Annotated in this window: 17 protein-coding genes; 3 read left to right on the top strand and 14 right to left on the bottom strand. The window is 56.2% G+C overall.

What is annotated here, in order from left to right; genetic code table 11:
- Positions 1–47: 47 nt before the first annotated feature.
- Complete coding sequence (locus ACFSR7_RS26820) at positions 48–1,709, top strand: glycosyl hydrolase (RefSeq protein WP_378166957.1); 1,662 nt, start codon at positions 48–50, stop codon at positions 1,707–1,709.
- A gap of 408 nt (positions 1,710–2,117) precedes the next feature.
- Here ACFSR7_RS26820 and ACFSR7_RS26825 read toward each other — a convergent pair whose 3' ends face one another.
- The 8 genes from ACFSR7_RS26825 to ACFSR7_RS26860 form a co-directional block, all read right to left on the bottom strand.
- Complete coding sequence (locus tag ACFSR7_RS26825; RefSeq protein WP_378166958.1) at positions 2,118–4,424, bottom strand: FAD-dependent oxidoreductase; 2,307 nt, start codon at positions 4,422–4,424, stop codon at positions 2,118–2,120.
- A 131-nt stretch (positions 4,425–4,555) separates the two neighbouring features.
- The gene (locus ACFSR7_RS26830) at positions 4,556–6,232 is read right to left on the bottom strand and encodes a glycosyl hydrolase (protein ID WP_378166960.1); all 1,677 of its coding nucleotides are present in this window, start codon (positions 6,230–6,232) and stop codon (positions 4,556–4,558) included.
- A gap of 168 nt (positions 6,233–6,400) precedes the next feature.
- Positions 6,401–7,900 carry a response regulator gene (locus ACFSR7_RS26835; RefSeq protein WP_378166962.1) on the bottom strand — a complete coding sequence of 500 codons (1,500 nt, stop codon included), beginning with the start codon at positions 7,898–7,900 and terminating at the stop codon, positions 6,401–6,403.
- A gap of 14 nt (positions 7,901–7,914) precedes the next feature.
- Positions 7,915–9,651 carry a cache domain-containing sensor histidine kinase gene (locus ACFSR7_RS26840; protein WP_378166963.1) on the bottom strand — a complete coding sequence of 579 codons (1,737 nt, stop codon included), beginning with the start codon at positions 9,649–9,651 and terminating at the stop codon, positions 7,915–7,917.
- Positions 9,652–9,743: 92 nt separating this feature from the next.
- A complete protein-coding gene (locus ACFSR7_RS26845) occupies positions 9,744–11,306 on the bottom strand; it encodes a type 2 periplasmic-binding domain-containing protein (RefSeq protein WP_378166964.1) in 1,563 nt (520 codons plus the stop codon).
- 86 nt (positions 11,307–11,392) lie between these two features.
- Positions 11,393–12,253 (bottom strand): carbohydrate ABC transporter permease, encoded by an 861-nt coding sequence (locus ACFSR7_RS26850; RefSeq protein ID WP_378166966.1) that lies wholly within the window; start codon positions 12,251–12,253, stop codon positions 11,393–11,395.
- The gene (locus tag ACFSR7_RS26855; RefSeq protein WP_378167184.1) at positions 12,247–13,125 is read right to left on the bottom strand and encodes an ABC transporter permease; all 879 of its coding nucleotides are present in this window, start codon (positions 13,123–13,125) and stop codon (positions 12,247–12,249) included. Before ACFSR7_RS26855 ends, ACFSR7_RS26850 begins: the two co-directional genes overlap by 7 nt.
- A 195-nt stretch (positions 13,126–13,320) precedes the next feature.
- Positions 13,321–15,057, bottom strand: a complete 1,737-nt coding sequence (locus ACFSR7_RS26860) for an FAD-dependent oxidoreductase (RefSeq protein WP_378166968.1) — start codon at positions 15,055–15,057, stop codon at positions 13,321–13,323.
- A gap of 119 nt (positions 15,058–15,176) precedes the next feature.
- On the opposite strand from ACFSR7_RS26860, the gene ACFSR7_RS26865 reads away from it, so the two are divergent.
- Positions 15,177–16,079 (top strand): helix-turn-helix domain-containing protein, encoded by a 903-nt coding sequence (locus ACFSR7_RS26865; protein WP_378166970.1) that lies wholly within the window; start codon positions 15,177–15,179, stop codon positions 16,077–16,079.
- 128 nt (positions 16,080–16,207) lie between these two features.
- Positions 16,208–17,770: an MGH1-like glycoside hydrolase domain-containing protein gene (locus ACFSR7_RS26870; protein WP_378166972.1), complete on the top strand. Its 1,563-nt coding sequence runs from the start codon at positions 16,208–16,210 to the stop codon at positions 17,768–17,770.
- Between the two features lie 331 nt (positions 17,771–18,101).
- Here ACFSR7_RS26870 and ACFSR7_RS26875 read toward each other — a convergent pair whose 3' ends face one another.
- The 6 genes from ACFSR7_RS26875 to ACFSR7_RS26900 all read right to left on the bottom strand — a co-directional run bounded on the left by ACFSR7_RS26875 (position 18,102) and on the right by ACFSR7_RS26900 (position 22,467).
- Positions 18,102–18,560, bottom strand: a complete 459-nt coding sequence (locus tag ACFSR7_RS26875; protein ID WP_378166974.1) for a DUF2691 family protein — start codon at positions 18,558–18,560, stop codon at positions 18,102–18,104.
- Complete coding sequence (locus ACFSR7_RS26880; RefSeq protein ID WP_378166976.1) at positions 18,542–18,862, bottom strand: DUF6881 domain-containing protein; 321 nt, start codon at positions 18,860–18,862, stop codon at positions 18,542–18,544. Before ACFSR7_RS26880 ends, ACFSR7_RS26875 begins: the two co-directional genes overlap by 19 nt.
- Before the next feature lies 1 nt (position 18,863).
- Entirely contained in the window at positions 18,864–19,541 is a 678-nt protein-coding gene (locus ACFSR7_RS26885; protein WP_378166978.1) for an HAD family hydrolase, read from the bottom strand.
- A 108-nt stretch (positions 19,542–19,649) separates the two neighbouring features.
- The gene (locus ACFSR7_RS26890; RefSeq protein WP_378166980.1) at positions 19,650–20,345 is read right to left on the bottom strand and encodes a hypothetical protein; all 696 of its coding nucleotides are present in this window, start codon (positions 20,343–20,345) and stop codon (positions 19,650–19,652) included.
- A gap of 155 nt (positions 20,346–20,500) precedes the next feature.
- Positions 20,501–21,517, bottom strand: coding sequence for a zinc-binding alcohol dehydrogenase family protein (locus ACFSR7_RS26895; RefSeq protein ID WP_378166982.1), 1,017 nt, complete (start codon positions 21,515–21,517; stop codon positions 20,501–20,503).
- Positions 21,514–22,467, bottom strand: coding sequence for an aldo/keto reductase (locus ACFSR7_RS26900; protein WP_378166984.1), 954 nt, complete (start codon positions 22,465–22,467; stop codon positions 21,514–21,516). Before ACFSR7_RS26900 ends, ACFSR7_RS26895 begins: the two co-directional genes overlap by 4 nt.
- Positions 22,468–22,504 lie beyond the last annotated feature (37 nt).

Genomic DNA, 22,504 nt, shown 5'->3' on the forward strand with positions numbered 1-22,504 from the left:
CCGGAAGTGCAACAAGCTGCAGCATCATTTTTTAGGAGGAATGAAAAATGAAGAGCAAACGAACGCCGCGCTTTCTGGCCGCGACGCTAATCGCAGCCCTGCTGGTTTCCGTACAGCCGTGGACGGGCGGCACCGTAGCGAGCGCCGCCACGCCGGCGAACGCGAACGCGACGCAAGCCGTGAAGGATGTCCTAAACTATTTTGACACCGTCCAGGCGAACAATCAGATCATCTCCGGACAATACGTGCGGGGGCAAACGTACGGCTACACGGAAACCGACCATGTCGCGGATTTGACGTCGGGCAAGTATCCGGCCATGATCGGATTCGACTTTTTGTACAACGTGACCGGCCCCGGCGACCTGAGTACGTGGCGATCAACTATTGTCGACGAGGGGACGGATTATTGGAAAAGGGGCGGTCTGGTCACCGCTTCCTGGCATCAGACCAACCCGCTCGACACGACCGCGGATGCCGGAGGCTGGAACAGCGTGATCAGCGGTATGTCGCAGGCGAACTTTAATCTGGTGACGACGCCCGGCACGACCGAGTACAACAAGTGGCTGGCGCATATCGATACGATCGCGGGCTATCTGAAGTCGCTTCGCGATCAAGGCGTCGTCGTGCTGTGGCGGCCGTATCACGAGATGAACGGCGCCTGGTTCTGGTGGGGCGGCAAGGATCCGGCCTCGTACCGGAAGCTGTGGCAGAACATGTACGACCGGTTCACGAATTACCACGGTCTGAACAATCTCATCTGGGTGTGGGCGCCGGCCAAGGAGCTGCCGCTAAACAGCGCTTATTATCCCGGCGACGCATACGTCGACCTCGGCGGCGTGGATTTTTATACGAGCGACCAGGGCGACCCGAACTTCTCCGCAGCCAACAGTCAATTGACAGCCATCATGGGCAGCAAGCGGTTCGGCTTGTCCGAGGTCGGTCTGGTTCCGCATGCCGCTTCGATTCCGGGCTACGATTATACGTGGTTCCTCACTTGGGCGATCGGTTGGTCGGACAATTCCTTCTACGGTACGCCGCCCGAAAATCAACCCGGCAACACGCCTTACCAGCTTACGACGGTTTACAACCATGCCGCCACGATCACGAGGGACGAGGTTCCCGCATTCGGCCGCACGATCGTCTCGGGAACGCCGATCTTCAGGGATGCCATGAACAGCTACACGGCGGGCAATCCACCGCCCAACTGGACGCTCGCGACGACCGGCGGCACCGTGACCGCGGTCCTCGTGCCGTCCGTCGGCGTCGCGACCGCTGACCGGAGCATGAAAATCAACAAAACGAGCACGACGAACGCAGCCACCGCTGAAAAGTCGTTCGGCGCGCAGACCGGCGTCGTCACCTTCAAAGCTACCGTACGTACGGAAGACCTCAACTGGAAAGACTTCATCGTCTACGACAGCGCCAGCCAAGCCGCTCTCCACATCGGGCTGCAGGGCGGATATATCAAAGCGTACGACGGCACGACGCTCTCCAGCATCGCGCCGATCGCGAACGGCGCCTGGTACAACCTCAAGGTCGTCATGAACACCGCGACCAAGAAGTTCGACATCTACGTCAACGGCGTCAAGGTGGCCAATCAGTTCAGCTTCAAAAATCCGGCCGCGGCCGATGTGAGCAAGTTGAAGGTCGGCGTCGCGGCCGACGCGACGGGTATTTATTATATCGATAACGTGCTGATCACGAAATAAACTGCAATAACGGGTAAAACCGTGTAATTCCGGGTGGAATGTTTGCTGTCTGCAGCAGTTGCGCGGTAAAACCGTGTAACTTCGGATAAAACGTAGGTTTCGAGCGCTGTTGTGCGGTAAAACCGTGTAACTTAGTGACGATGAGTGCAAATGGGCGTTAACGCCACCCTCGCTACTCTGCCGGCTGCGCCGATGGGTGCAAATAGGCAATAACGCCCCCAGCGAGGTGCCCCTGAAGGTGTCAATAAGTGCAAACAGGCATTATCGATGCCTCTGAGATGCTCGAAAAGGCACCGATGAGTGCAATTGGGCGCTAACGCCCGGACAAAAGTGATGCAACTAGCAAAGACCTCCGCCACAGCCGATAATCGGCTTTGGCAGAGGTCTTTTCGCATCCATGCTGAACTCTCAAGCGTACACTCTGACTTCGGCGATCGCAGCCGATTTGTCCCCGTTCGTCGCATGCACGACGATCCGCAGCTTGCGGGCCGTCAAGCCGTCAGGTAACGCATGCTTCCGCGTCCGCTGGTAATTACCCTCGACCCGCTCGATGATCCGCCACGCGCCGCCGTCCCACAGCTCGATCGTGTAATCCTTGGCCGTCTGCGGATCCCGGTAAAACGGCGGGTAATGATGGTACTCCCGCAGCAGGTTGCCGGGAAACGTGAGCTCGATCCGCCCGATGCGCCGCTCCTCGCTCCATTCGAGCTGCAGCCATTGGGACAGCGGTTGGTTAGGGTCGGAGCGCCATACATTGGTCGAGCGATGCGGCCTCGCGCAGCCGCTGACGGCTTGCTCCGGCGAATAACACGATTGCGGCGGCTCCGCCTTGAAGCTCAGCGTATGGCCGTTGCCCAAGCGCCGCATCTTGCTCGCGCTCATCTGAAAAGCGGACGGATGGCCGGGCTGCAGATCGCCTGCGACATGCCAGCTAACCGCGGCGTTTTCCAGTACGTCGAGCCGGACGTAGCCGTCTGCCGGGAACCCGTCGGCATCGGTCAGTTCGAGCGTCCAGTTGACCCAAGTCCGCTCGCCTGGCGGCACCGTCAGCGTCGAAGTTGCCAGCGCCACTCCAGGCTCGACCCGGTAATCCCATATATCGGATGCCTGGTATAAGCGGACCTCGATCGGCTGCGGTACGCCGGTTTCGTTGCTCATGCAGAGAGACAGCGTGCGAAGCTGACCGCCGCCGACGGCAATCCATTGCCCTCTTCGCTCGACCAACGCTTCGTTCAGCGCCCGCGGCGTCTCCTCCCAACCCTTGAGCGCCCCATGCGTCCACGGACTCTCGGGTCCGACGCCATAGCAAAGCGCCTCGCTGCTGGCTGAGACGGTCGCCGATCTGGCCAGGTCTTCATCATCCTCGTTTTTCACGTTCGGCAGAAAAACGCCGTCCCGAAGCAGCCGCTGCTGAATCTCCCCGATCGCCTCGGTCGCCGCATCCTTGACCTCTATGCCTCGTCGCAAAGCGACCGCCGCGGCCGTGCCGACCGCTTGGCCGATCAACGCCGTCGTGGACATCACCCGGACGGTGCCGAGCGCCGCATGGGTGACGCTGACGTTGCGGCCGGCCGTCATGAGGTTGTCGATATCCTTGGTCAACGATATTCGCAGCGGAATGCCGTACGGGCCGCAGTAGCTCTTGGCCGCGTATTCGGACTTCTCGTCATAGCCCTCCGCGCTTGCCGGCTCGCTGTTCGCGGCCAGCAAGCCGCCCGGCGTATGCAGATCGAGAAACCACCCGCCGTAGGCAATCTCGTCGGGGAAGGCCGTGCGTCCGATCGGATCGTGCTCCGTCATCAAGTACTGCCCCATGACGCGGCGGCTCTCACGCTTGCCGGGTACCTGGCCGATCCAGTCGAGGGCAAAGTTCGCCGCCTTTTCCCGGGTGAGCGGATCGCGATTCTTGATCCAATCCCATACGCCGAGCGTATGCCGGGTCAGCTCGTGCCGGATATCCTCCGCGTCGTAGATTGTATGCCAAGGCACGCCGATCTCCAGCCACCAATAGCCGCCGCGAATGTCGTACACCTGTCGGCCGTGCTTGTAAAAGAAGTCGGCGTCCTCATAACGGATCGCCCAATCCGGCGCCTGGAACGGTACGGGGTGCCCCATGTCCTTCGCCTTAAAGTGGATCGAGTTGCCCATCGTATCCCGACTCGCCGCGTCGGGGGCGTGCGGCTCCCCGAACTCCGCCTTCCCCTCCGATCCCATCCGCCATTCGCAGCCGGCCTGATCCGCAACGACGCCGTCGCCCGTACAATCAATGAAGACGTCCCCATTGAACACGATCTCAGTCTCCGCGCCTGCTACATAAGCGGTCACGGATTCGATCCTGCGCGCGGCCGACTTCGCGACCGACATGATCGACGTGTTCAGATAGAACGTCAAATTCGGCGTATTCATCGCCATATCGTACAGCGTCATGTCCCACACGCTGTTCGTCCACCCGTTCTCGAAAATGACCTCGTGGTTCCTCGCGCGCTCCTCGATCAGCAGCTCGGAGATAATGCCCGTCTCTCTCGCGTACGCATGGAATTGCGCGGCGCCATGGGGCGTCACGCGGATCTCGGAGGAGCTGTTGCCCCCGAATACGGGCCGATCTTGAATCAGTACCGTTCTCGCTCCCTGCCTCGCGGCGGCCACGGCGGCGCAGAAACCCGCGGTTCCGCCTCCGCACACGACGACCTCGAAGCTCTCTATCTTTTTCTTCAACGTTTATCACGCTGCCTTTCTTGCCGTTTTCCGCCGGGTCGAGATCCCGGTCCAGGCCGCTTTATGGCGAAACCGGGATCTCGAAATGTGTTGCGGATGTCTTACGAAAGTCGTTCGGATGTCGTACGGACTTACTTGTCTATTCTGACGTTGTCGACGTACAAGCTGCCGGTTTCACCCGCGGCTACGCCGAATGCCAGTTTATTGAGATCGGCCGCAGCCGTATCCCGGAAGCTCAGCTGGTTGCCCTTTTTCACGCCGTTCACGTACACGTCGTACTTCTTGGTCGCCGTGTTCAGCACCGCCTTTACGTCGTACCACTTGCCATAGGCGATCGGCTGCAGCGCGACGAGCGTCGAGCCGTCGTACGCCCGAATAGATCCGTTGTGGATGCCGATTTGCAAAGCGACTTTGCTCGGGCTCGAACTGTCCACGATGAGGAAATCCTTCCAGCTGGCTTCCTCCGAGCGAAGCGAGGCTTTGACATTCACGATGCCGGTCTGCGGGCCGAACGTCCTTTTGGCGCTCGTCTCGCCCGTCGTCGACGTTTTGCTGATTTTCATGCTCAGATCTCGGCCCGCCAATCCAACGGTTTTCTCATTCGAGAGCGCGACGGTTCCGCCGGTTGCCGTCGTCGACCAGTTGCTCAGCGATACGACGACACCGTTGATGTAGACGTTGAACGCATCCTTGAAAATGAACGTCTCGGGAACGATCGTCCTGCCGAAGCCGGGAACGTCCGCTCTCGTGATCGTATCCGGACTCTGATAGAAGGCCCTCACGTCCCAACCGATATTGCCCGGTCCGTTGCCATTCGGGCTCCCGTAGAACTCGTAGTCCAGCCAGCCGGTGGACCAGGGGAGAATCCAGGTATAATCGTAATTGTTCTTGAGCGCGGCCAGGTCCGGCAGCTTGGCGACCTCGGACAAGCCATAGCGCTTGCTGCCCATGACGTTGGCCAGCTCATTGTTTGCGTAGGTAAACTTCGGGTTGTTGCTTGCATCCACGTAAACGTCTGCCCCGCCAAGATCCACATACGACGATCCGGGATAGAAAGTGGTGTTGATCGGATCGTTGATGCGTCCTGGCGCCCACACCCAGATCAAGTTGTTCAAGCCGTGATCATTCGTGAACCGGTCGTACATGTTCTGCCATAGCTTCTTAAAGCTGGCCGACGTCTTGCCGCCCCACCAGAAGCCGATGTTCATCTCGTGGTACGGCCGCCACAACACGACGACGCCTTGATCCCGCAGCGTCTTCAGATAGCCCGCGATCATATCGATATGCGCCAGCCACTTGGCATACTCGGGCGTGCCGGGGGTCGTTACTTTATCGAAGTCGGTCTGCGTCATCGTGCTGATGACACTGTTCCAGCCGCCGTCATCAGGCGTCGTATCCAGCGGATTCGTCTCGTGCCAGGAGAGTTGGACGAGCCCGCCCTTTTTCCAATAATCGATTCCTTGCGTCACCATGTAATTCCGCCAGTCCGCCAGCTCGCCCAGCGTGCCGTTCGTATGCTTGTATCCGAAATCCATGCCGAGCATGGCCGGATATTTGCTCGCGAGATAGCCGATATGGTCGATCTCGTTGAAGCCGTACACGTCGCTGACGAACTGTCCCGAGATAATCTTATTGTTCGCATACACCGTATCGAAATAATTCAGCACGTCCTGCACCGCCTGCGTGGCATTCGGGTTGGACGGCGTCGCCGCATAAGCCTTGCCCGCGCCGAGCTGTCCCGAGACCGGAGCGATCAGCGTTACCAGAAGCAAAGCAGCCAGCGCTTTGAACCGCCATTTGTTTCTCATTTAGAAACGCCTCCTTGATTTGTAATCGCTTTCGGATCATGTTCCTGCTCAAGATCTGCGCAAAAAAATCCCCCCTCCTCCTGCATGATCAGCATAGCAAGCGGAGAGGGGAGCGAACTAGCAACAGCTTTTTGCTGTTCATGCAATAGAATTGAGATTCGCATATTGTCAGTCACGGCCGCCCGTGCGGCTTTTCTTGAATTCCGCCGGGCTTTGCGTCTCGAACCGTCTGAATATTTTAATGAAATAGCTGTCGTTGACGAAGCCGACGAGCTCCGCCGCCTGACTGACGGATTTCCCTTCCGCCAGCAGCTCCTTGGCGCGGTCGATGCGAACTTGCTGCACGAATTGGATCAAGCTGACGCCCGTCTTTTTCTTGAACAGGCTGCTGAGATAGCTCTCGTCGAGCGATACGAACGCGGCCATCGAACGAAGCGTGATGTTTTTCTGATAGTTCGTATGAATATGGCCGATCACTTTGTTGATCTCCGCATGATCCGTGAAGGCCGAACGCTCCTGCACGATACGGCCGACGGCGTCCGAAACGATGCGATCCATCCGCGTCAGCAGTTGAGCGTGGGAGACGGCCGTCGCGATGCGCTCATAGTCGGACGGCGACGGCGGGGCGTATTGCTCCATCAATCGGATCAGCTGCCCGGCCTCGGCCTTGACCTGCATCATCGGCAGCCCGCGCCGCTCCATATCCGCCCACTGTCGGACGAGCAGCCGCAAACATTCGTCGACTTTGACATGCTCGAAGCTGGCGAGCCATTCTCCCCAGTAGGCTCTCCGTCCAGGCTCCTGCAGCTGCGAAGAGGCCGCCTGCGCAAGCGACGCCGTGCCGCCGACGCGGATCGGTCCTTGTTTGCGTCCGTACCAGATCGCGTCCATCCGCCGAATAACCTCGAGCCAGCCCTGCTCGAGGTACTCGCCTTGCATGTCGAGGCGATAGGCCAAGGCGGCCGGGGTCTCCTCGGCCCTCGATGGGACGGTCGCCAGGCCCGACCGGCTGCACCAGCAAAAAAACGTCGTCACGCCGGAGGCGGTGTAGGAATGAACGATTCGCTCCGTAGCGGGCGCTTCGGCGAACAAGCGCTGAACGAAGGACGATGAGTCCCCATCCTCTTCCCCGTGAAGCAAGCAAAAGACGGACACGTACGGCAGCGGCGGCTCGATATCCGAGCGGACCGGCGCAGAAGGCGTCCAATTCGCGGCTTCATAGCCGTCCCACCATTTCCCGTAAACGGCTTCGAAGCGTTCCAGCCGGCGGGACCGGCTCCCCTCGCTCCTGGCGGACAGCTCCTTCGCCGCCTTGGCCAGCGCCTCCTGCAGCGTCTCGATCGTCATCGACAGCTTCAAAATGTAGCTGCTGGCGCCGTATTCAAGCGCAAGGCGCGCGTACTCGAACTCGTTTATGCACGTCAGCATGATGAAACGGGCCTCGCTGCCCTGCTCTCTGGCCGTCTTCAGCATCATGACCCCGTCCATCTTCGGCATCATGATGTCCGTGATGACGATATCCGGCTGCAGCGTCTCGACGAGCGCGGCGCCCTCATCGCCGTTGCCAGCTTCGCCGACCAGCTCGAAGCCCGACTCGGTCCATGGGATCATTTCCCTGAGCGAATCTCTGACGAACGCTTCGTCCTCCACAATGACGACCTTCCACATCGCAGGCACCTCCTTTACGAATAGGCTGACGCATACGGCTTGGCGACCAGAAGCGGAACGACGATCCGCACGCGCGTCCCCGTTTCGTCCGATTCCGTCTCAAGACTAGCGTCCAATTTGAACAACAGCGCCAGCCGCTCGCGCAGATTCGCGAGACCGATACTGCTCCGCTTGCGGATTCGCTTCGTCTGGGCCGAAGCCGCCATCCCGATGCCGTCGTCCGCGACCTCGATGATAAGGCGGTCGTCCTGCGCGCGGATGCGAATATCGATCGCGCCTTCCTTTTCCGTCCCCGCGAAGCCGTGAATGATCGCGTTCTCGACGAGCGGCTGCAGCGTCATCTTGGGCAGCAGCGCGTGATCGAGCTCCGGACCGACCTCGTAGCGGACCGTGAACGGGTGCAAATGCCGGTTTTGCTGGATCGCGACGTAAGCGCGGATCAGGTCGAGCTCCTCGTTCACCCGGATCAGCTCGACGTCGGTATTGAGGCTCGTCTCCAGCAGAAGGCCGAGCTGAACGCAGATCGAGGCGATTTCCCGCTCGTTTTTCCGCATGGCCAGCCACTTGACCGTGTTGAGCGTATTCAGCAGAAAATGCGGATTCATGACCGCGATCAGGCTTTGGTAGCGGAGCGCTTCTTTCTGCTTCTCGTCCCGCTTGATTTTGGCGACGAGGTCCTGCATATCGCGCAGCATCCGGTTGAACGTTCGCGACAGCGACAAAATCTCGCCTTCGTACGGCTTCTCGTTGATGCCCTTGACGAACCGCTGCTCGACCGTCTCGGACATGCGGCGTTCGAGCAGGTGGAGCGGACGGGTGATGCGCCGAAGCACGTAAAAAGTGATTGCTACGAATGCCAGCATGATCCCGATAAAGGTGAGCAAGTATCGGATCTGCTGCTGGTGGAGGTCGCCGAAGTAGATCTCCATCGGAAAGCTGCTCACGATGGTCCATCCGAGCGACGGCAGCGTGCCGACGCTGAAGACGGCGTTCTGGTGCACGCCTGTTTTCCATTCCCCGCTTAACACGACATCCCGGTAGATGGAGGCGTCCAGTCCCCGGCTTCGGGTGCTGGCCAGCGTTTCGCCCTTTTCGTCTAAAATGTAATAGTCCTGATAGACGGCGAACGCTTTGGCGATCGATCGCAGCCAGTCTTCGAACCGGAAGGCGACGTGCACCATGGCGAACGGACTACCTCCGTTTTCCAGGAGCGCGTAGAGCGACAGCTCGCTCGGCGCCGCATTTTGCGCGGAGTCGCCGCTAATCCACACGTATTTCACTTGGCCGTTCTCGATCGTCCGGAAGCCGTCCTCCTGCCGGACCGCGGCATCATCCACGGCCCCTTCGCCGTCCGTATACGCATGACCCGCCAAATCCAGCACGGTGAAGGACAGCTGCGCGCTGTTCAGCTCGTTTTGCTCCTTGAGCCTGCGCAGGCTCTCGGACACGATCCGGCCGCGTTCGGCCTCTTCGATCGAGACGTCCGCGCCGAATACGTCCTGCTGCCTTAGCATCAGCTCGAGCGTCACGACGGAGGTCAGCATGAAGCTTCTCATGATTTCGAAGTTTTGCCGGACCTGTCCCATTTGCAGGCTGTTCTGCTCGCTGACCCGGTGCGTGATCAGCTTTTCGGTATTGTCGTACATGCTGAGCTGAAGCAGCAGCAGCGGCACGAAGATGAGCAGCACGAACGCGGCGAACAGCTTATGCTTGATCGTTTTCGGCTTGAGTCTGTACAGCGCTGCGCGCATGGGGTCTTCCTCCCGGGCGATCGATCGAATACGCCTATTGTAGCAAAGAGAGCGAAGGGCAGCCTAGCTCCCCTTCGCTTCTTTGAACGGCATTATTTCAAATAACCGAGCGCCGTCAGCTGCTTGTTCGCTTCCTCCACGTATTGCTTGTAGCCGTACGTGCTGTCCAGCGTGGACAAGAACTTGTCGTATTCGCTCATCGGCGCTTTGCCGAAGACGAATTTCAGGAGCTCGTCGTTCATGAAGCGCTGGGCATCGGCCAGGTTGACCGTCTGCGGCGTGTCGATGAAGCTGTTGTACACGTCGAGGCGAGACTTCGAGGACGCAGCCTGGATCTGAGCGGACTGCTTGGCGAACTTCGTGAGCAGGTATTCCTGTTCCGGCCGGCCCATGATTTGATACACCCAGCTGAACGAAGCATCGCCGATCTTGTCCGTTACGGCCGGCTTGCCGTCCTTCATCGTAAAATGGGTGCCTTCGATTCCGTATTCGACGAGGTTTAATCCTTCGCCGGCCGACACGTAGTTGAGCAATTGAAGGATGCGCTTCACCTTGTCCGGATTTTTCTCCAGGCTCTTCGGCAAGGCGACGAAGCCCGAAGCGCTGCCGAGGTCGTAGGAGCTGTCGAAGTCCCCGCCTGCGCCCTTGAACGCCGGCACGATCTCCCATTCCGCGTTCGGATTGGCCGCTTTGATGGCGGCCTGATTCTCGTCCTTGAACAGATTCCAGTCGCCGTAGAAGATGCCCGCTTGTCCTTTGACCGCTTTGTCCGTCGCCGCCGAGCCTTTGTTGGAGAATACCTCGGGATCGACCACGCCGGCGTTCAGGAACTTCTGAACGGAGGCGATCGCGTCTTTATAAGCCGGATCGTAGACGGCGCCGATCGCCTTGCCGTCCTTGATATAGATATCTTTGTACGAGCTGCCGACGCCCAGCGAGCCGAACAGCGGATTAAACGCGTTCCAGTCGTTCGAGCTGATGCCGATCGTGTCTTTCTTCCCGTTGCCGTCCGGATCCTTCTCGACGAAAGCTTGGGCAACGGTCAGCAGCTCGTCGACTGTGGTCGGCACCTGCAGATTCAGTTTGGCCAGCCAGTCCTTGCGGATCCAGTAGGACTGCGCGAGCAGGTTCGGCGCTTTGGCGACCGCGTACACTTTGCCGTCGACGGTGCCCTTCTTGACGCCATCCGCCGTCGCGAGGCTCTGCGCGTCCTGCAGCTGGTCCAGGTATGGCGTCAGATCGAGCAGGGCGCCCATGCGGGCCAGCTGGAGCAGATGATTGCGGTCCGCGAGCTCCATCACGTCCGGATAATCGCCGGCGGCGATTCGCGTACTCAGCTGGTTTTTCAGCTCGTCCGGATTCGCCGGCAGGCTGAGCGTCAGATCGATGTTCAGCTTCTTGTCGAGCTCCGCCTTGATGAAGTCGTCAGCGGGAAGCTTCGTGCCCCAGCCGACCTTGACGACCTCGATCTTCATTTTCTCGCCTGATTCCGGCGATGCCGACGCCGATTGGCTTGGCGCGGCCGAAGCCGAGCTTGCCGTCGTTCCGGACGGCGAAGCCCCTCCGTTCTCGTCGTTGTTGCCACCGCAGCCCGCGAGCAGCGTGCCTAACATGCCTAATGAAGCGATGGCGACCCCGAAGCTCTTTTTGCTCATTTGCCCCAACCTTTCTCGTATGGAAGTTGATCGTTTTATATTGAAGCAAGGCGTTGGCCTTGGTTTCAACCCTTTATCGGCGCTTGTCAGCCCTTGATCGAGCCCAGCAGCATGCCCTTCGTAAAGTACTTCTGAATGAACGGGTACACGGCGATGATCGGCAGGCTCGCCACGAGGACGGCCGCCATCTGCAGCGTCTGCGTCGGCAGCGTGACGTCGACCGCGATCTCGCTCATCTGACTTTGCAGCAGGATGTTGCGCACGAATACTTGCAGCGGATGCAGGTCCGGATCGGTCACGTACAGAACCGCTTGGAACAGCTCGTTCCAGTGCCCGACCATATAAAACAGCCCGACGGTCATCATGCTCGGCAGCGAGAGCGGCACGACCATTTGCAGCAAGATCCGGCTCTCCCCCGCGCCGTCGATTTTCGCCGACTCGAACAGCTCCTCGGGCAGCGACTCGAAAAAGCTTTTCATAATCAAAATGTTAAAGCTCCAAATCGCGTTCGGTAAGATCATCGCCCAGACCGTATTGAGCAGGCCCGTCGCCTTGACCACGAGATAAGTCGGGATGAGACCGCCGCTGAACAGCATCGTGAATACGACGAGCAGCAGCAGCAAGGAGCGGCCCTTCAGCTTGCGCCGGCTGAGCGGGTAAGCCATGAGCACCGTCAGCAGCATGTTGACGAACGTCCCGACGACCGTGATGAATACGTTGACCCCGAACGCCTGCGGCAGGCCGGTCTGCTGGAACAGCCCCTTGTACGCCGAGAAGGTGATGTGCTTGGGCAGCAGCACGAACCCGCCGTTTTTGACGACTTCCGCGTAGGGCGTCAGCGATACCGATAAAACGTACAAAAGCGGAAAGACGGCGGCCAGCGCGGCGAGCGCAAGCACGATGAAGATCGCCGTATCGAAGACAAGGTCCCGTCTGGACTTTACCATATCCCGCCTCCCCACCGCTTCGCCAGCGCGTTGGATAAGAGGACGAATACGAACCCGATGCCGGATTTGAACAAGCCGACGGCTGACGCCAAGCTGAAGTTCATCTGTTCGAGTCCCGTACGGAACACCCAGGTGTCCAGAATATCGGCGACCGGATACACCTGCGGATTATACATGACGTATATTTGCTCGAAGCCCGCGTCGAGCACTTGTCCGAGGCGCAGGATGAGCAGCAGGATAAAAATGCCGCGGATGCCGGGAAGAATGATGTGCCAGATGACGCGCATCCGTCCCGCGCCGTCGACGGTCGCCGCCTCGTGCAGCGTCGGATCGATGCCGGCGATGGCCGCCAGGTAGATGATCGCGCCCCAGCCGAGATTTTGCCAGATGTCGCTGCCGACCAGCAACGATCGGAACCAATCGGTCGAAGTGAGGACCGGTACCGCTTTGCCTCCAAGCTCCACGATCCATCGGTTGACGAGCCCCGAGCTCTCGGAGAAAAAGGCGAGCACGATGCCGTACACGATGACCCAGGACAAGAAGTGAGGCATGTAGGTGAGCGTCTGCACCCACTTCTTGAACCATCCGACCCGGCATTCATTCAGCAGGATCGCCAGCAGGATCGGCGGCAGCATGCCGAAGACCAGCTTGTAGGCGCTGATGAGGACGGTATTGCCCAGAATCTGAGAGAAGTAGGGGGATTCGAAAAACATAAGGAAATATTTGTACCACGGGTCCGCCCATGGGCTCGAGAACAAGCCGCCCATGATGTTGTATTCCTTGAACGCGATCGTCACGCCGTACATCGGCAAGTATCGGTAGATCAGGAACCACGCCACCCCGGGAAGCAGCATGATGTACAGCGCCCGCATCTGCCACAATCCGGCGAACTTTTTCCGTCTCGCAAGCGTGTTGCTCAAGTGTCCGCTTCCTTTCCAAGTGATTTGATAGACTCAGCATAGCAGGAAGCGTAACTTTGCATCATCGACGGATTTGGGATGTTGATGCAACATATTTTGTGTGCGGCGAAGTGCGGCGAGGTGCGGCCACCGCGCGCGGCCCGCGCCTTACTCGTCGATATCCCAGGCGAAAATGCGCATTTGCTCGGCTCCCCAAGTGCTCAGCGGAATAAGACGCAGCGCCCTCGTCGTCACGTCGACCTGCAGCTTGCGGAGCCGGTAGTAGTTGCCGGAGACGACCGCGAGCTCGGTCCATGCGCCGTACTCATCCTCGTACTCCACGCGGAAGTCCTTCACGATCGTTTGCGGCAAATGGTAGATTTTGCTCTGCAGCGGATAGCTGTTCAGCATGTTTCTGATCTTCCGGTTCAGATGGCTGTCGAATACGAAACGAAGCCTGCGGACGCGGCGGGGCTCGTCGAACCGGTATTCGATCCAATCGCCCGCCGCCCCCGTCCAGGCGTTGTCCGCGTCGCCGATCGGGCGATCCCAACCGTTGCGCAGCGGCTCCGCGTCGCCGCTTGACGCGCTAAGACGGGCGCTTAGCGTCAATGCCGGCAGCGCTCTTTTATGCCAGGGCAAGTAGCAATCGTCTTCCAACAGCGTCGATTGCAACTCATGAATGCGATGCTGATAGACCCCTCTTGGCGTTAGACGGTGCCGGACCGCGATCGCGGCCGCCGTTCCGATCGCCTGCCCGAGCATCGCGCACGTGCCCATGACCCGCGTCGAGCTCATCGCGGCGTGCGTGGCGCTCATGTTTCTTCCGGCGAAAAACAGGTTGTCGATGCTATTGGAATACAAGCTGCGATAGGGGATGCCGTACGGGGAAGGCGCCGCGTGGTATATCGTCGGATGGCTGCCTTTGTGATGGAAGCCCGCGGGGAAATGATCGTCCATGCTCCAGCCGCCGTAGGCGACCAGGTCGTCGAACCGCCCTTCCGCTTCAATATCGTTTTGCGTTAATATATAATCGCCCACATACCTGCGGCTCTCGCGCTTTCCGGGCAGGAAGCCGATCCAGTCGATGACCCAGTTTTCCACGCCGTGATCGCCGCGGTTTTTCATATGATCCCATACGCCGAACACAATTTTCAGCAGCTCGTCCTTGATCTCCTCTGCGTCGTGAATGGCGTCGCGGTCGCCTCCGAGCTCGATCCACCAGAAGTTCGTCCGCTTGTCGTGCGGTCGGTAAGGCAGGTCGTCGTCGCTCGTATACGAATGGGCCCAGTCAGGCGGCGTGAAAGGCTGCGGCCGGTCCGTCTCCCGAATTTGAAACAGGCAGCTGAGACCCATCGTATAGTTGTCCGCCCGCTCGGGCTGGATCGACTCGCCGAATTCGCTCGCCGCCTCTCTGCCGTAACGGAATTCGGCGCCGGTGAGCGGGGCCAGTATGCTGTCTCCCGAGCAGTCTGCGAAGAGCGTCGCTTCGACCGTGTGCCATGTCTCGGTCGTCAGCTGCCAGCCCTTGACGGACTTAATTCTAGCAGCACTTGAGGAGTCCATTTCCGCTTCCGTGCACGTACAATTCATCAGCAACGTAATGTTGGGTTCGAAACGGACCTTCTCGTACAGTACGCTGTCCCAGACCGAATAGCACGCGGTCGGATTGCGGTGCAGGTTTTCCATCTCGATCTCTTCGAGCAGCCCGGTCTCCCGCTTGTTCGGGCCGAGCGCGCCGCCGACGTTCATCCGAATCTCCGAGGAGGCGTTGCCGCCAAGTACCGGCCGGTCTTGCATCAGCACGACTTTGCTTCCGTGCCTGGCTGCGGCAATCGCCGCGCACATGCCTGCCAATCCCCCGCCCACGACGCAGTAGTCCGCCTTATGGCTCTTATTTTTCATCTTCAAGATTCCTCCTTCAATTTGCTTATCCGCTAATGTAGTATAGAAATGCCGGCATTTCCTTCAAAATTCTGCAAGCTTGCTAGAAATATCGGCTTAACATGGAGGGCGGCCTGACGATGGAAAACCCGAAGTATGAAGCGCTGTACGACTATCTCTCGCATATTAGCCGGCAGTACAAGCTGCAGATCTGCATCGTAGACCACCATGCCGTCATTACGAGAGATCCGGCGTTTTCCAATCTGCTGAACCCCTTCTTGCTTCATCGCAACAGCTACTGCATGTTCATCAAGACATCCAGCAAAAGCCTGTTCGACCGATGCTTGTGCAAACGGGAGGCGATCGCGGAGAAGAGCGCCAAGCTCAAACGTCCCTTCTACGGCATGTGCTACGCGGGGGTCGAGGAGTACGTCATTCCCGTTTTCCACGAGGAAGAGACGGTCGTCACCATCTTCGCGGGCGCCTATCGCAGCCGGCCTCGCACAGCGCTTCATCGCATGAAAAAAATAGCCAAATCCCACGACCTGGACTACGATTCGATGATCGCTCATTATTTTTCCGACCTGTCGGCCGAGGTGCCAGAGCCGGCGCTCATCCAATCGCTGCTGTCGATCGCCGCGCAGTACGTAAGATTCATATATGCCGACGCGCTGAGCGCGCATCCGGCCGCACGCGTCCGCGTCAGGAAAAACACGAATACGAATTCGGATTACATTCTCATTCACGCGCTCGAGTTCATACACAACAACTTCGCGGAGCAGCTTTTCGTCGCTCGCATCGCGGCGCATTGTCACTGCAGCGAGTCTTATATCAATCATCTTTTTAAAAACAAGATGGGCGTCACGATCAGCCACTACATCAATCAGCAGCGCGTGGACCATGCGAAAAAGCAATTGACCGAGTCCGGCGCTTCGATCAAAGAAATCGCGATGAACGTTGGATACAACGATCCGAACTACTTCTCCAAAGTGTTCGGCGATCTGTGCGGCTTGTCTCCGACGCAGTATCGCAATCAAGCTTGAAACGACCTGTCGCGGCGGCGGGTTATTTTTATGCATGATTTTGAAGAAGCCTTGCAGAATTTTCAAGGAAATGCAACCGATTGGATATGACAATAGACGTATTAAACGGAGATCGCGAGGAACGCGGCATGAGCAAAAATGTGTGCATCGATAAGGCGCTGCCAGAGACCGACGTGAGTTTTAAAACGGATCATGAGGCGCTGCAGCGGCTGTTCGACAGGTGCGAGGCGATGGCGAGGGACAATATTCAGCAGTTTCTGGACCGCAAGGTGCTCGTCGAGGGCTCGTATTATCCGAATGTATGGCTGGAGACGCAGCCGATGGGCGGCGAGATGTACGCAAAGCGCAACATGGAAGTCGCGCTTAACAATCAGCTTATTTTCATGGAAAATCAGAGGGAAGACGGCAGAATTCCCGGGATGATCTCGGTCGTGGAGGAGAAGCTGCATGCGGACTTTGGCTGGTTTCAAGGCTACTGCTTCCCCGGCCCCGCGCTGAACCTATATTTCTGGATGAAGAAAGATCGAGCTTACCTGCAGCGCCTTTGTGAGGTGCTTGAAGGCTTCGACGCGTACCTGTGGAAATACCGGGACTCGGACGGGGACGGCTGTCTTGAGACGTGGTGCGTCTACGATACCGGCGAGGATCATAGCACGCGGCTTACGGGGGCGCCGTACATGTGGGAGGGCGAGACGCCGCCGTCGGGCATCGGCCAAGTTCCCTATGAGTCGATGGACGTCATGGGGTATTCCTGTTATGGGAGAGAGGTGCTGGCCCTTATTGCCGAGGAATTGGGAAACGGAAAAGCGCCGTATTGGCACTCGAAAGCGGAGGAAGTACGGGAGAAAATCCGATCGTACCTGTGGCGTCCCGAAAAGCATGCATGCTACGACAGAGATTCCAATAACGAATTCATGGACGTACTCGTGCACAACAATCTGCGAGTCATGTACTTCGGCGGGTTCACGCAAGCGATGGCGGATGAATTCATCGCCCGTCATCTGCTGAATCCCGAGGAATTCTGGACGCCAATGCCCTTGCCGTCGATCGCGGCGAACGATCCGCTGTTCAGGAATATCGCCAGCAACGATTGGAGCGGACAGCCCGAGAGCCTCACCTATCAGCGGGCGATTCAAGCGCTGGAGAACTACGGGCACTATGCGGAGATCACGCTGCTCGGCAGCATTTATTTGAACGTGCTGGCGAAGCACTCCTTTTTCCCGCAACAGTTCGACCCCTTTACGGCGGAACCGAGCAAAGCCAAGGATGGTTACGGACCTGCCATATTGTCCGCGCTGGAATACGTGTCGAGGCTTTATGGCGTACATATCAGCAGGGATCGGGTTTATTGGGGAGGTCTGCGGGACGGGGACTTCGAACGAAGCTACACCCAGCAATGGGACGAGGACCGATTTGCATTGGAAAGCAAGGACGGCGTGTTCACCGGTACGATTAACGGCAAGGAAGCGTTCAGCGGTACGAACGGCGTTACCGTCGTCACCGATCTGCGCGGGCATGTCCAGGAGATCATCGGTATTGAGGCCATGCCGATAGACGTCGGCTTGACGGTAGAAGATCAGAGCTATCGGTTTACGATCAAGCCCAATGAAGTTTTTGCGATCGACGGAAAAGAGGCTTTTTTAAAGAAACAAGTCGCTTTCGATTATCCGTTTACGCCGCGGCATGCGTAAAAGGTATGGAACGAATCGTCTTGCCTGATTCAGCCTTGGCGAGGCTTCAGGCGGGACGACCGGGATTTCGCCCTCATTCAGTTCCAGAAGGATCAAATCCAAACGATCGATGAATCTCTCCTCGTTTAGTATTTGTCTTTTCAAGCACGTATGGATCGTACCAAGGCCCACCACGACCAAGATCATAAACAGAATCATCATCGGATTACCGCAGTTCTGGTGTGTCTCCTGATCGTAGTTTATAAATTTTTGTTTTCTTTTGCTTTAAACTCCGCGTTTCTAATTTTTATCGTTTCTATTTGATCGCGAACAAAACTCCTTATAGCAATCATTACCAGACCTTAAATTTATATCTCGAATCCGTTTCATCGATTAGCTCCGGGGTAAACCCTTGACTCGATATATAGCGGAAACAGTTCTCTAGAGCTTCAGGATCCTTCAAATACACATCTATGTAATAACAGTCGACGATGAGCACAACTATCTTTGCCGGGCTCGTTACGAACGCATCCCAATCATCGACTTCCGGTTCGTCCGAAATAGGTTCGTCATCCATATCGAAAGCAATAAATTCACCGAAGATCGCAGATACGCTATGATTCCTAAATGCTTTTACTAATCTTTCTCCATCCGTGAATTTCACGTTAAATTCACAGTCCAAATCTTGATCTAAAGTATCTAAATTATCGATGTACCATCGATATTTGTAAGCATCCAAAAATGCAAAAATGCTGGCCGTTTGGATATTGTCTCCCTGCTCGGTTTGAAATCTTAATCCTCTAACTGACATTTTTGATCTCCTACTTGGTTATTAATATTCAATTTCTGTAATGCTTCATTCCACACACACTCAAACTCGTCTTTATTTATTTCAAATCCATAGAATTCCTGATTCATATTAATCTCTGCTAAAGAAGGAACTTCACAGATCCCAAGCATAGCGTTTAAGCTTAAATCGTGATCGGCTATTCCAATTCTGCCGTTTCTATATTGTTCAACTTTTCGTTTTTCAAACCTAATTTGATTTAGCTCAGAATAAAGTAGAACAGGATATTCGATATTTTGGTGAAACCAAATCACCTTGATAAACAAATTAATCATCTCCCTTTTTTAGTATCGCTTCTAATTCTCGTAAATGTTTAATTCGATGTTCAGGTATTATGGTAATTTCCTCTCTCCACGGTTGATTCACTTCAAACCAGATGGTTTTCATCCCGGCTAGCCCAGCACCTTCAATGTCGTTCTTAGGATGATCGCCAATATACAAGCATTGCTCCGGGCTAATGCCGAGTTTATCCGATGCCATTTTAAAAATTTGATTGTCCGGTTTCTTAACGCCAGCTTCCTCAGAAACGAGAATGAAATCAAAAAGATTTCTAATTTCTAATCGATCGATCTTTCCATACTGAATCGTCGTTCTTCCATTTGTAATAAGACCCAACTTGTACTTCTGCCTGACATAACTCATGATTTCTGCCGCATGTTCCATTAATAAAGCATTTTTTACATAGTGCACGTTATAGTAGTCCATCAATTCATTAAGCTCAGGTTTGGTTAACCAAGGCAGCTCTTCAAGCAATTCCGCAAACAATAAATGCTTATCTTTATATCCGTCCTGATCTAAATCAATGATTCGTGTCGCTATCGATTCCTTATGTTGAGCATGAGTGAAGTATGTATCTACAAACGAGGAAGTGAAGTTTTGAAACGTACGCGTTCGATCCAAAAGCGTATTATCCAGATCAAAAAGAACAGCTTGAACGCTTTTCATGTCATCCCCCGTTCCGCTAAATAACGGCTTAGCGGTCATTTGGCATTTCGTTTATTCGAAGTATTTCAATACGATCTTTATCTTTAGTTGGCGATTTGAACGAAGACGTTAAACCTTCATCCATAATGCATCTTTAGAATCACTGCTGAATGAATAACTGATTGTATAATTTTTTTCGTCTTCACGGATTAGAAATCCAATCCAATCCTCATAGCTTTCGCCTTGCCTCAAAGTAACCTCGTCCAGCAACAGTGGAATGGATGGGATTAACTCGCCTGTTTTCGAGTCCAAAAAATTGAAGTTATAAAAATGCAAACGAACCGAGGAGCCCGGATCTTCGGTTGAGAGCAATTTAAAATTCATTTTAACAAATAAAAAGGAGTAACCTTTCGGAGCTGGTTCCTTGATTGGTTTGAAATTTTTCCATGCTTCTGTTCCCGTACTCATTCCATCACTTGAAACTGAGGCAATGAATTTTTGGCTGCCTTTATTAATGGCTACATATGCAACTGAACCCGAATACAACGGATTTGATTTTGTGTACCCGCCGAACATGCTTCGATCCTGACCCTGAATACTGATTTTATTCTGATCCGTCATGACATGGTAGGTTCCGCCCAGCTTTTCAACCACAGTGCGCATTGGTACATATGTAACCCCGTCAATCACTTTTGCTTCCCCTTTAATTAATGAACCGTTCACCAATATGGAGTATCGAATTGCTGCAAATGCCGTTGTTGATAAGTACGCGATTACCGCAATGGCAATTATCGATGCGATAAGTGTTTTCTTCTTTTTAAGCATCATCAAACCTCCCGGTACATCAATAGGCAGAGAAATTGGAAATTTTACTCTCTTTTGTAGATATTATAATAGTTGTTTCATTTCAACAACAAAAAAAGATCGGCAGACATATGGGTCTACCGATCAATTGTATATTATGATGAACTACCCTCCTTTTAAAGCTCGACCATCGCCTTGATCACTCTCGTCTCGGGCTTCAGCCAATCCTCGAACTGACCGATCATGTCGTTGAAGTCTGCTCGATGCGTGATATATCGGACTACGTTAATGTTCCCGGCACGGATGACCTCCAGCACGCGCTCAAAGTCCTCCCGGGTCGCGTTACGGCTGGCCATCAGCGTCAGCTCGCGCTTGTGGAACTCAGGGTCGTGGAATGTGATGTCGGCGCTGACGAGTCCGACGTAAATCAGTCTGCCCCCATGCGCCGTGTAGCCGAATGCGGCGGTCATCGACTGCGCATTGCCCGTCGCGTCGAATACGACGCTGGGCAGCTCTCCGCCGTTCGCCGCCAGCAGGCTGCCGAGCGGGTCCGCAAGCGCGCTTACGACTTCGTCGACGCCGGCCCATTCGCGGCAAAAAGCGAGCCGGTCCTCGTTGACGTCCATCGCGATGACCTTGGCGCCCCGCGCTCTTGCGAACGCCATGACGCCCAGCCCGATCGGACCGCCGCCGATGACAAGCGCCGTTTCTCCAGCCGCAAGTCCCGACCGGCGTACCGCGTGCGCGCCGATGGCGAACGGCTCCAGCGTCGCGGTCTGGTCGAGCGACAGATCGTTCGCCCCGATCAGATGCGTGACCGGTAAGGAAATCCGCTCTCGCATGCCGCCGTCGATATGGACGCCGAGCACCTTCATATCCGTGCAGCAGTTCGTCTTGCCGCCTCGGCAGGCGATGCAGATCCCGCAGTGCATATATGGGATAACGCTGACGCGATCGCCGATCTGAAGCCCTTCCTCGTTCGGACCGATCGCTTCGATGACGCCGGCCAGCTCATGCCCCAGTATTCGCGGATATGCAAAGAATGGTTGTCTACCTTTAAATGCATGCAGATCGGTCCCGCAGATGCCGATTCTCTTCAAAGCTACAATCGCGAAGCCGGGCGCAAGCACAGGCTCAGGCAAATCTTCCACAAGCGCAAAACGTTCGACCTCCGCGCAGACGATGCCTTTCATGACTTGTCGCCCCCGATCCCCAAGTTGTACTCATCGCGACCGCTGACCCATGTCCGATTGTGCACCGGCTGCAGAATCTCGAGCACCTCGGCCAGCAATCCCTCGTCGATCGGCTCCTCCGTCCATGCCGCGTTTTTCTGAATATTGGCCGGATTGGCCGTACTGACGAGCGTCGTCGGAATCCGTTCGTTCGACGTGGAAAATTGGATCGCCAGCTTGGCGATATCCGCTCCCTGCGACTCACAATAGCGCGCCGCTTCGAGACATACAGCTTTTGTTTGCGGCGAAGCAGGATGCCAGTCCGGCGTGCCTCGCGTACCGAGCAGACCCATGGACAGCGGCGAAGCGTTGACGAGTCCCGTTCCGCTCGCTTCAAGCAGCGGCAGCAAACCCAGCAAACTCGTGTCATTCAGGGAATAATGGCAATACGAGATGGTGCTGTCCACTTCGACACGGGGGATAAACGCCTCGAACAAAGCGAGCGGAAGTCCGCAGATGCCGCCGAACCGGATCTTGCCGAGCTCCTTCAGCCGCTTCAGCGCCGGTATCGCTTCGTTCAAAATGATGTCGGCCGGCACGAATTCGATATCGTGCAAATATAAAATATCGATCTCGTCTACGTTCAGCCGCGCAAGGCTCTCGTCTACGCTCGCGACGATCCGCTCATGTGAGAAATCGAACGCATCCGCTCCGTATCGGCCCGCTTTCGTCGACAGCACGTACTTGTCGCGCGGAATTTCCTTCAACGCTTTGCCCAGCACGGTCTCCGCCTTGGTCAATCCGTAATAGGGCGAGACGTCGATATAATTGATCCCGGCATCGATCGCCGCATGCACCGTCCGGATGCTCTCTCCCTCGTCGGTATCCCGAAATACGGACCCGAGCGAAGAAGCGCCGAAGCTCAATACGGAGACGTCCAGGCCTGTTTTCCCCAATTGACGATACTTCATTTTTCCAAGTCACCTCGTTGTCCAAAATCGCATGCCC

Origin of the sequence: Cohnella sp. GCM10020058 (assembly GCF_042683485.1) — a bacterium.
Classification (GTDB): Bacteria; Bacillota; Bacilli; order Paenibacillales; family Paenibacillaceae; genus Cohnella.

Coding starts and splice junctions, on each gene's coding strand:
- ACFSR7_RS26840 (WP_378166963.1), bottom strand. CDS start 9,651: ATGCGCGCAGCGCTGTACAGACTCAAGCCGAAAACGATCAAGCATAAG.
- ACFSR7_RS26865 (WP_378166970.1), top strand. CDS start 15,177: ATGGAAAACCCGAAGTATGAAGCGCTGTACGACTATCTCTCGCATATT.
- ACFSR7_RS26835 (WP_378166962.1), bottom strand. CDS start 7,900: ATGTGGAAGGTCGTCATTGTGGAGGACGAAGCGTTCGTCAGAGATTCG.
- ACFSR7_RS26885 (WP_378166978.1), bottom strand. CDS start 19,541: ATGAAAAGCGTTCAAGCTGTTCTTTTTGATCTGGATAATACGCTTTTG.
- ACFSR7_RS26855 (WP_378167184.1), bottom strand. CDS start 13,125: ATGCGGGCGCTGTACATCATGCTGCTTCCCGGGGTGGCGTGGTTCCTG.
- ACFSR7_RS26890 (WP_378166980.1), bottom strand. CDS start 20,345: ATGCTTAAAAAGAAGAAAACACTTATCGCATCGATAATTGCCATTGCG.
- ACFSR7_RS26830 (WP_378166960.1), bottom strand. CDS start 6,232: ATGAGAAACAAATGGCGGTTCAAAGCGCTGGCTGCTTTGCTTCTGGTA.
- ACFSR7_RS26875 (WP_378166974.1), bottom strand. CDS start 18,560: ATGTCAGTTAGAGGATTAAGATTTCAAACCGAGCAGGGAGACAATATC.
- ACFSR7_RS26820 (WP_378166957.1), top strand. CDS start 48: ATGAAGAGCAAACGAACGCCGCGCTTTCTGGCCGCGACGCTAATCGCA.
- ACFSR7_RS26860 (WP_378166968.1), bottom strand. CDS start 15,057: ATGAAAAATAAGAGCCATAAGGCGGACTACTGCGTCGTGGGCGGGGGA.
- ACFSR7_RS26850 (WP_378166966.1), bottom strand. CDS start 12,253: ATGGTAAAGTCCAGACGGGACCTTGTCTTCGATACGGCGATCTTCATC.
- ACFSR7_RS26870 (WP_378166972.1), top strand. CDS start 16,208: ATGAGCAAAAATGTGTGCATCGATAAGGCGCTGCCAGAGACCGACGTG.
- ACFSR7_RS26845 (WP_378166964.1), bottom strand. CDS start 11,306: ATGAGCAAAAAGAGCTTCGGGGTCGCCATCGCTTCATTAGGCATGTTA.
- ACFSR7_RS26900 (WP_378166984.1), bottom strand. CDS start 22,467: ATGAAGTATCGTCAATTGGGGAAAACAGGCCTGGACGTCTCCGTATTG.
- ACFSR7_RS26895 (WP_378166982.1), bottom strand. CDS start 21,517: ATGAAAGGCATCGTCTGCGCGGAGGTCGAACGTTTTGCGCTTGTGGAA.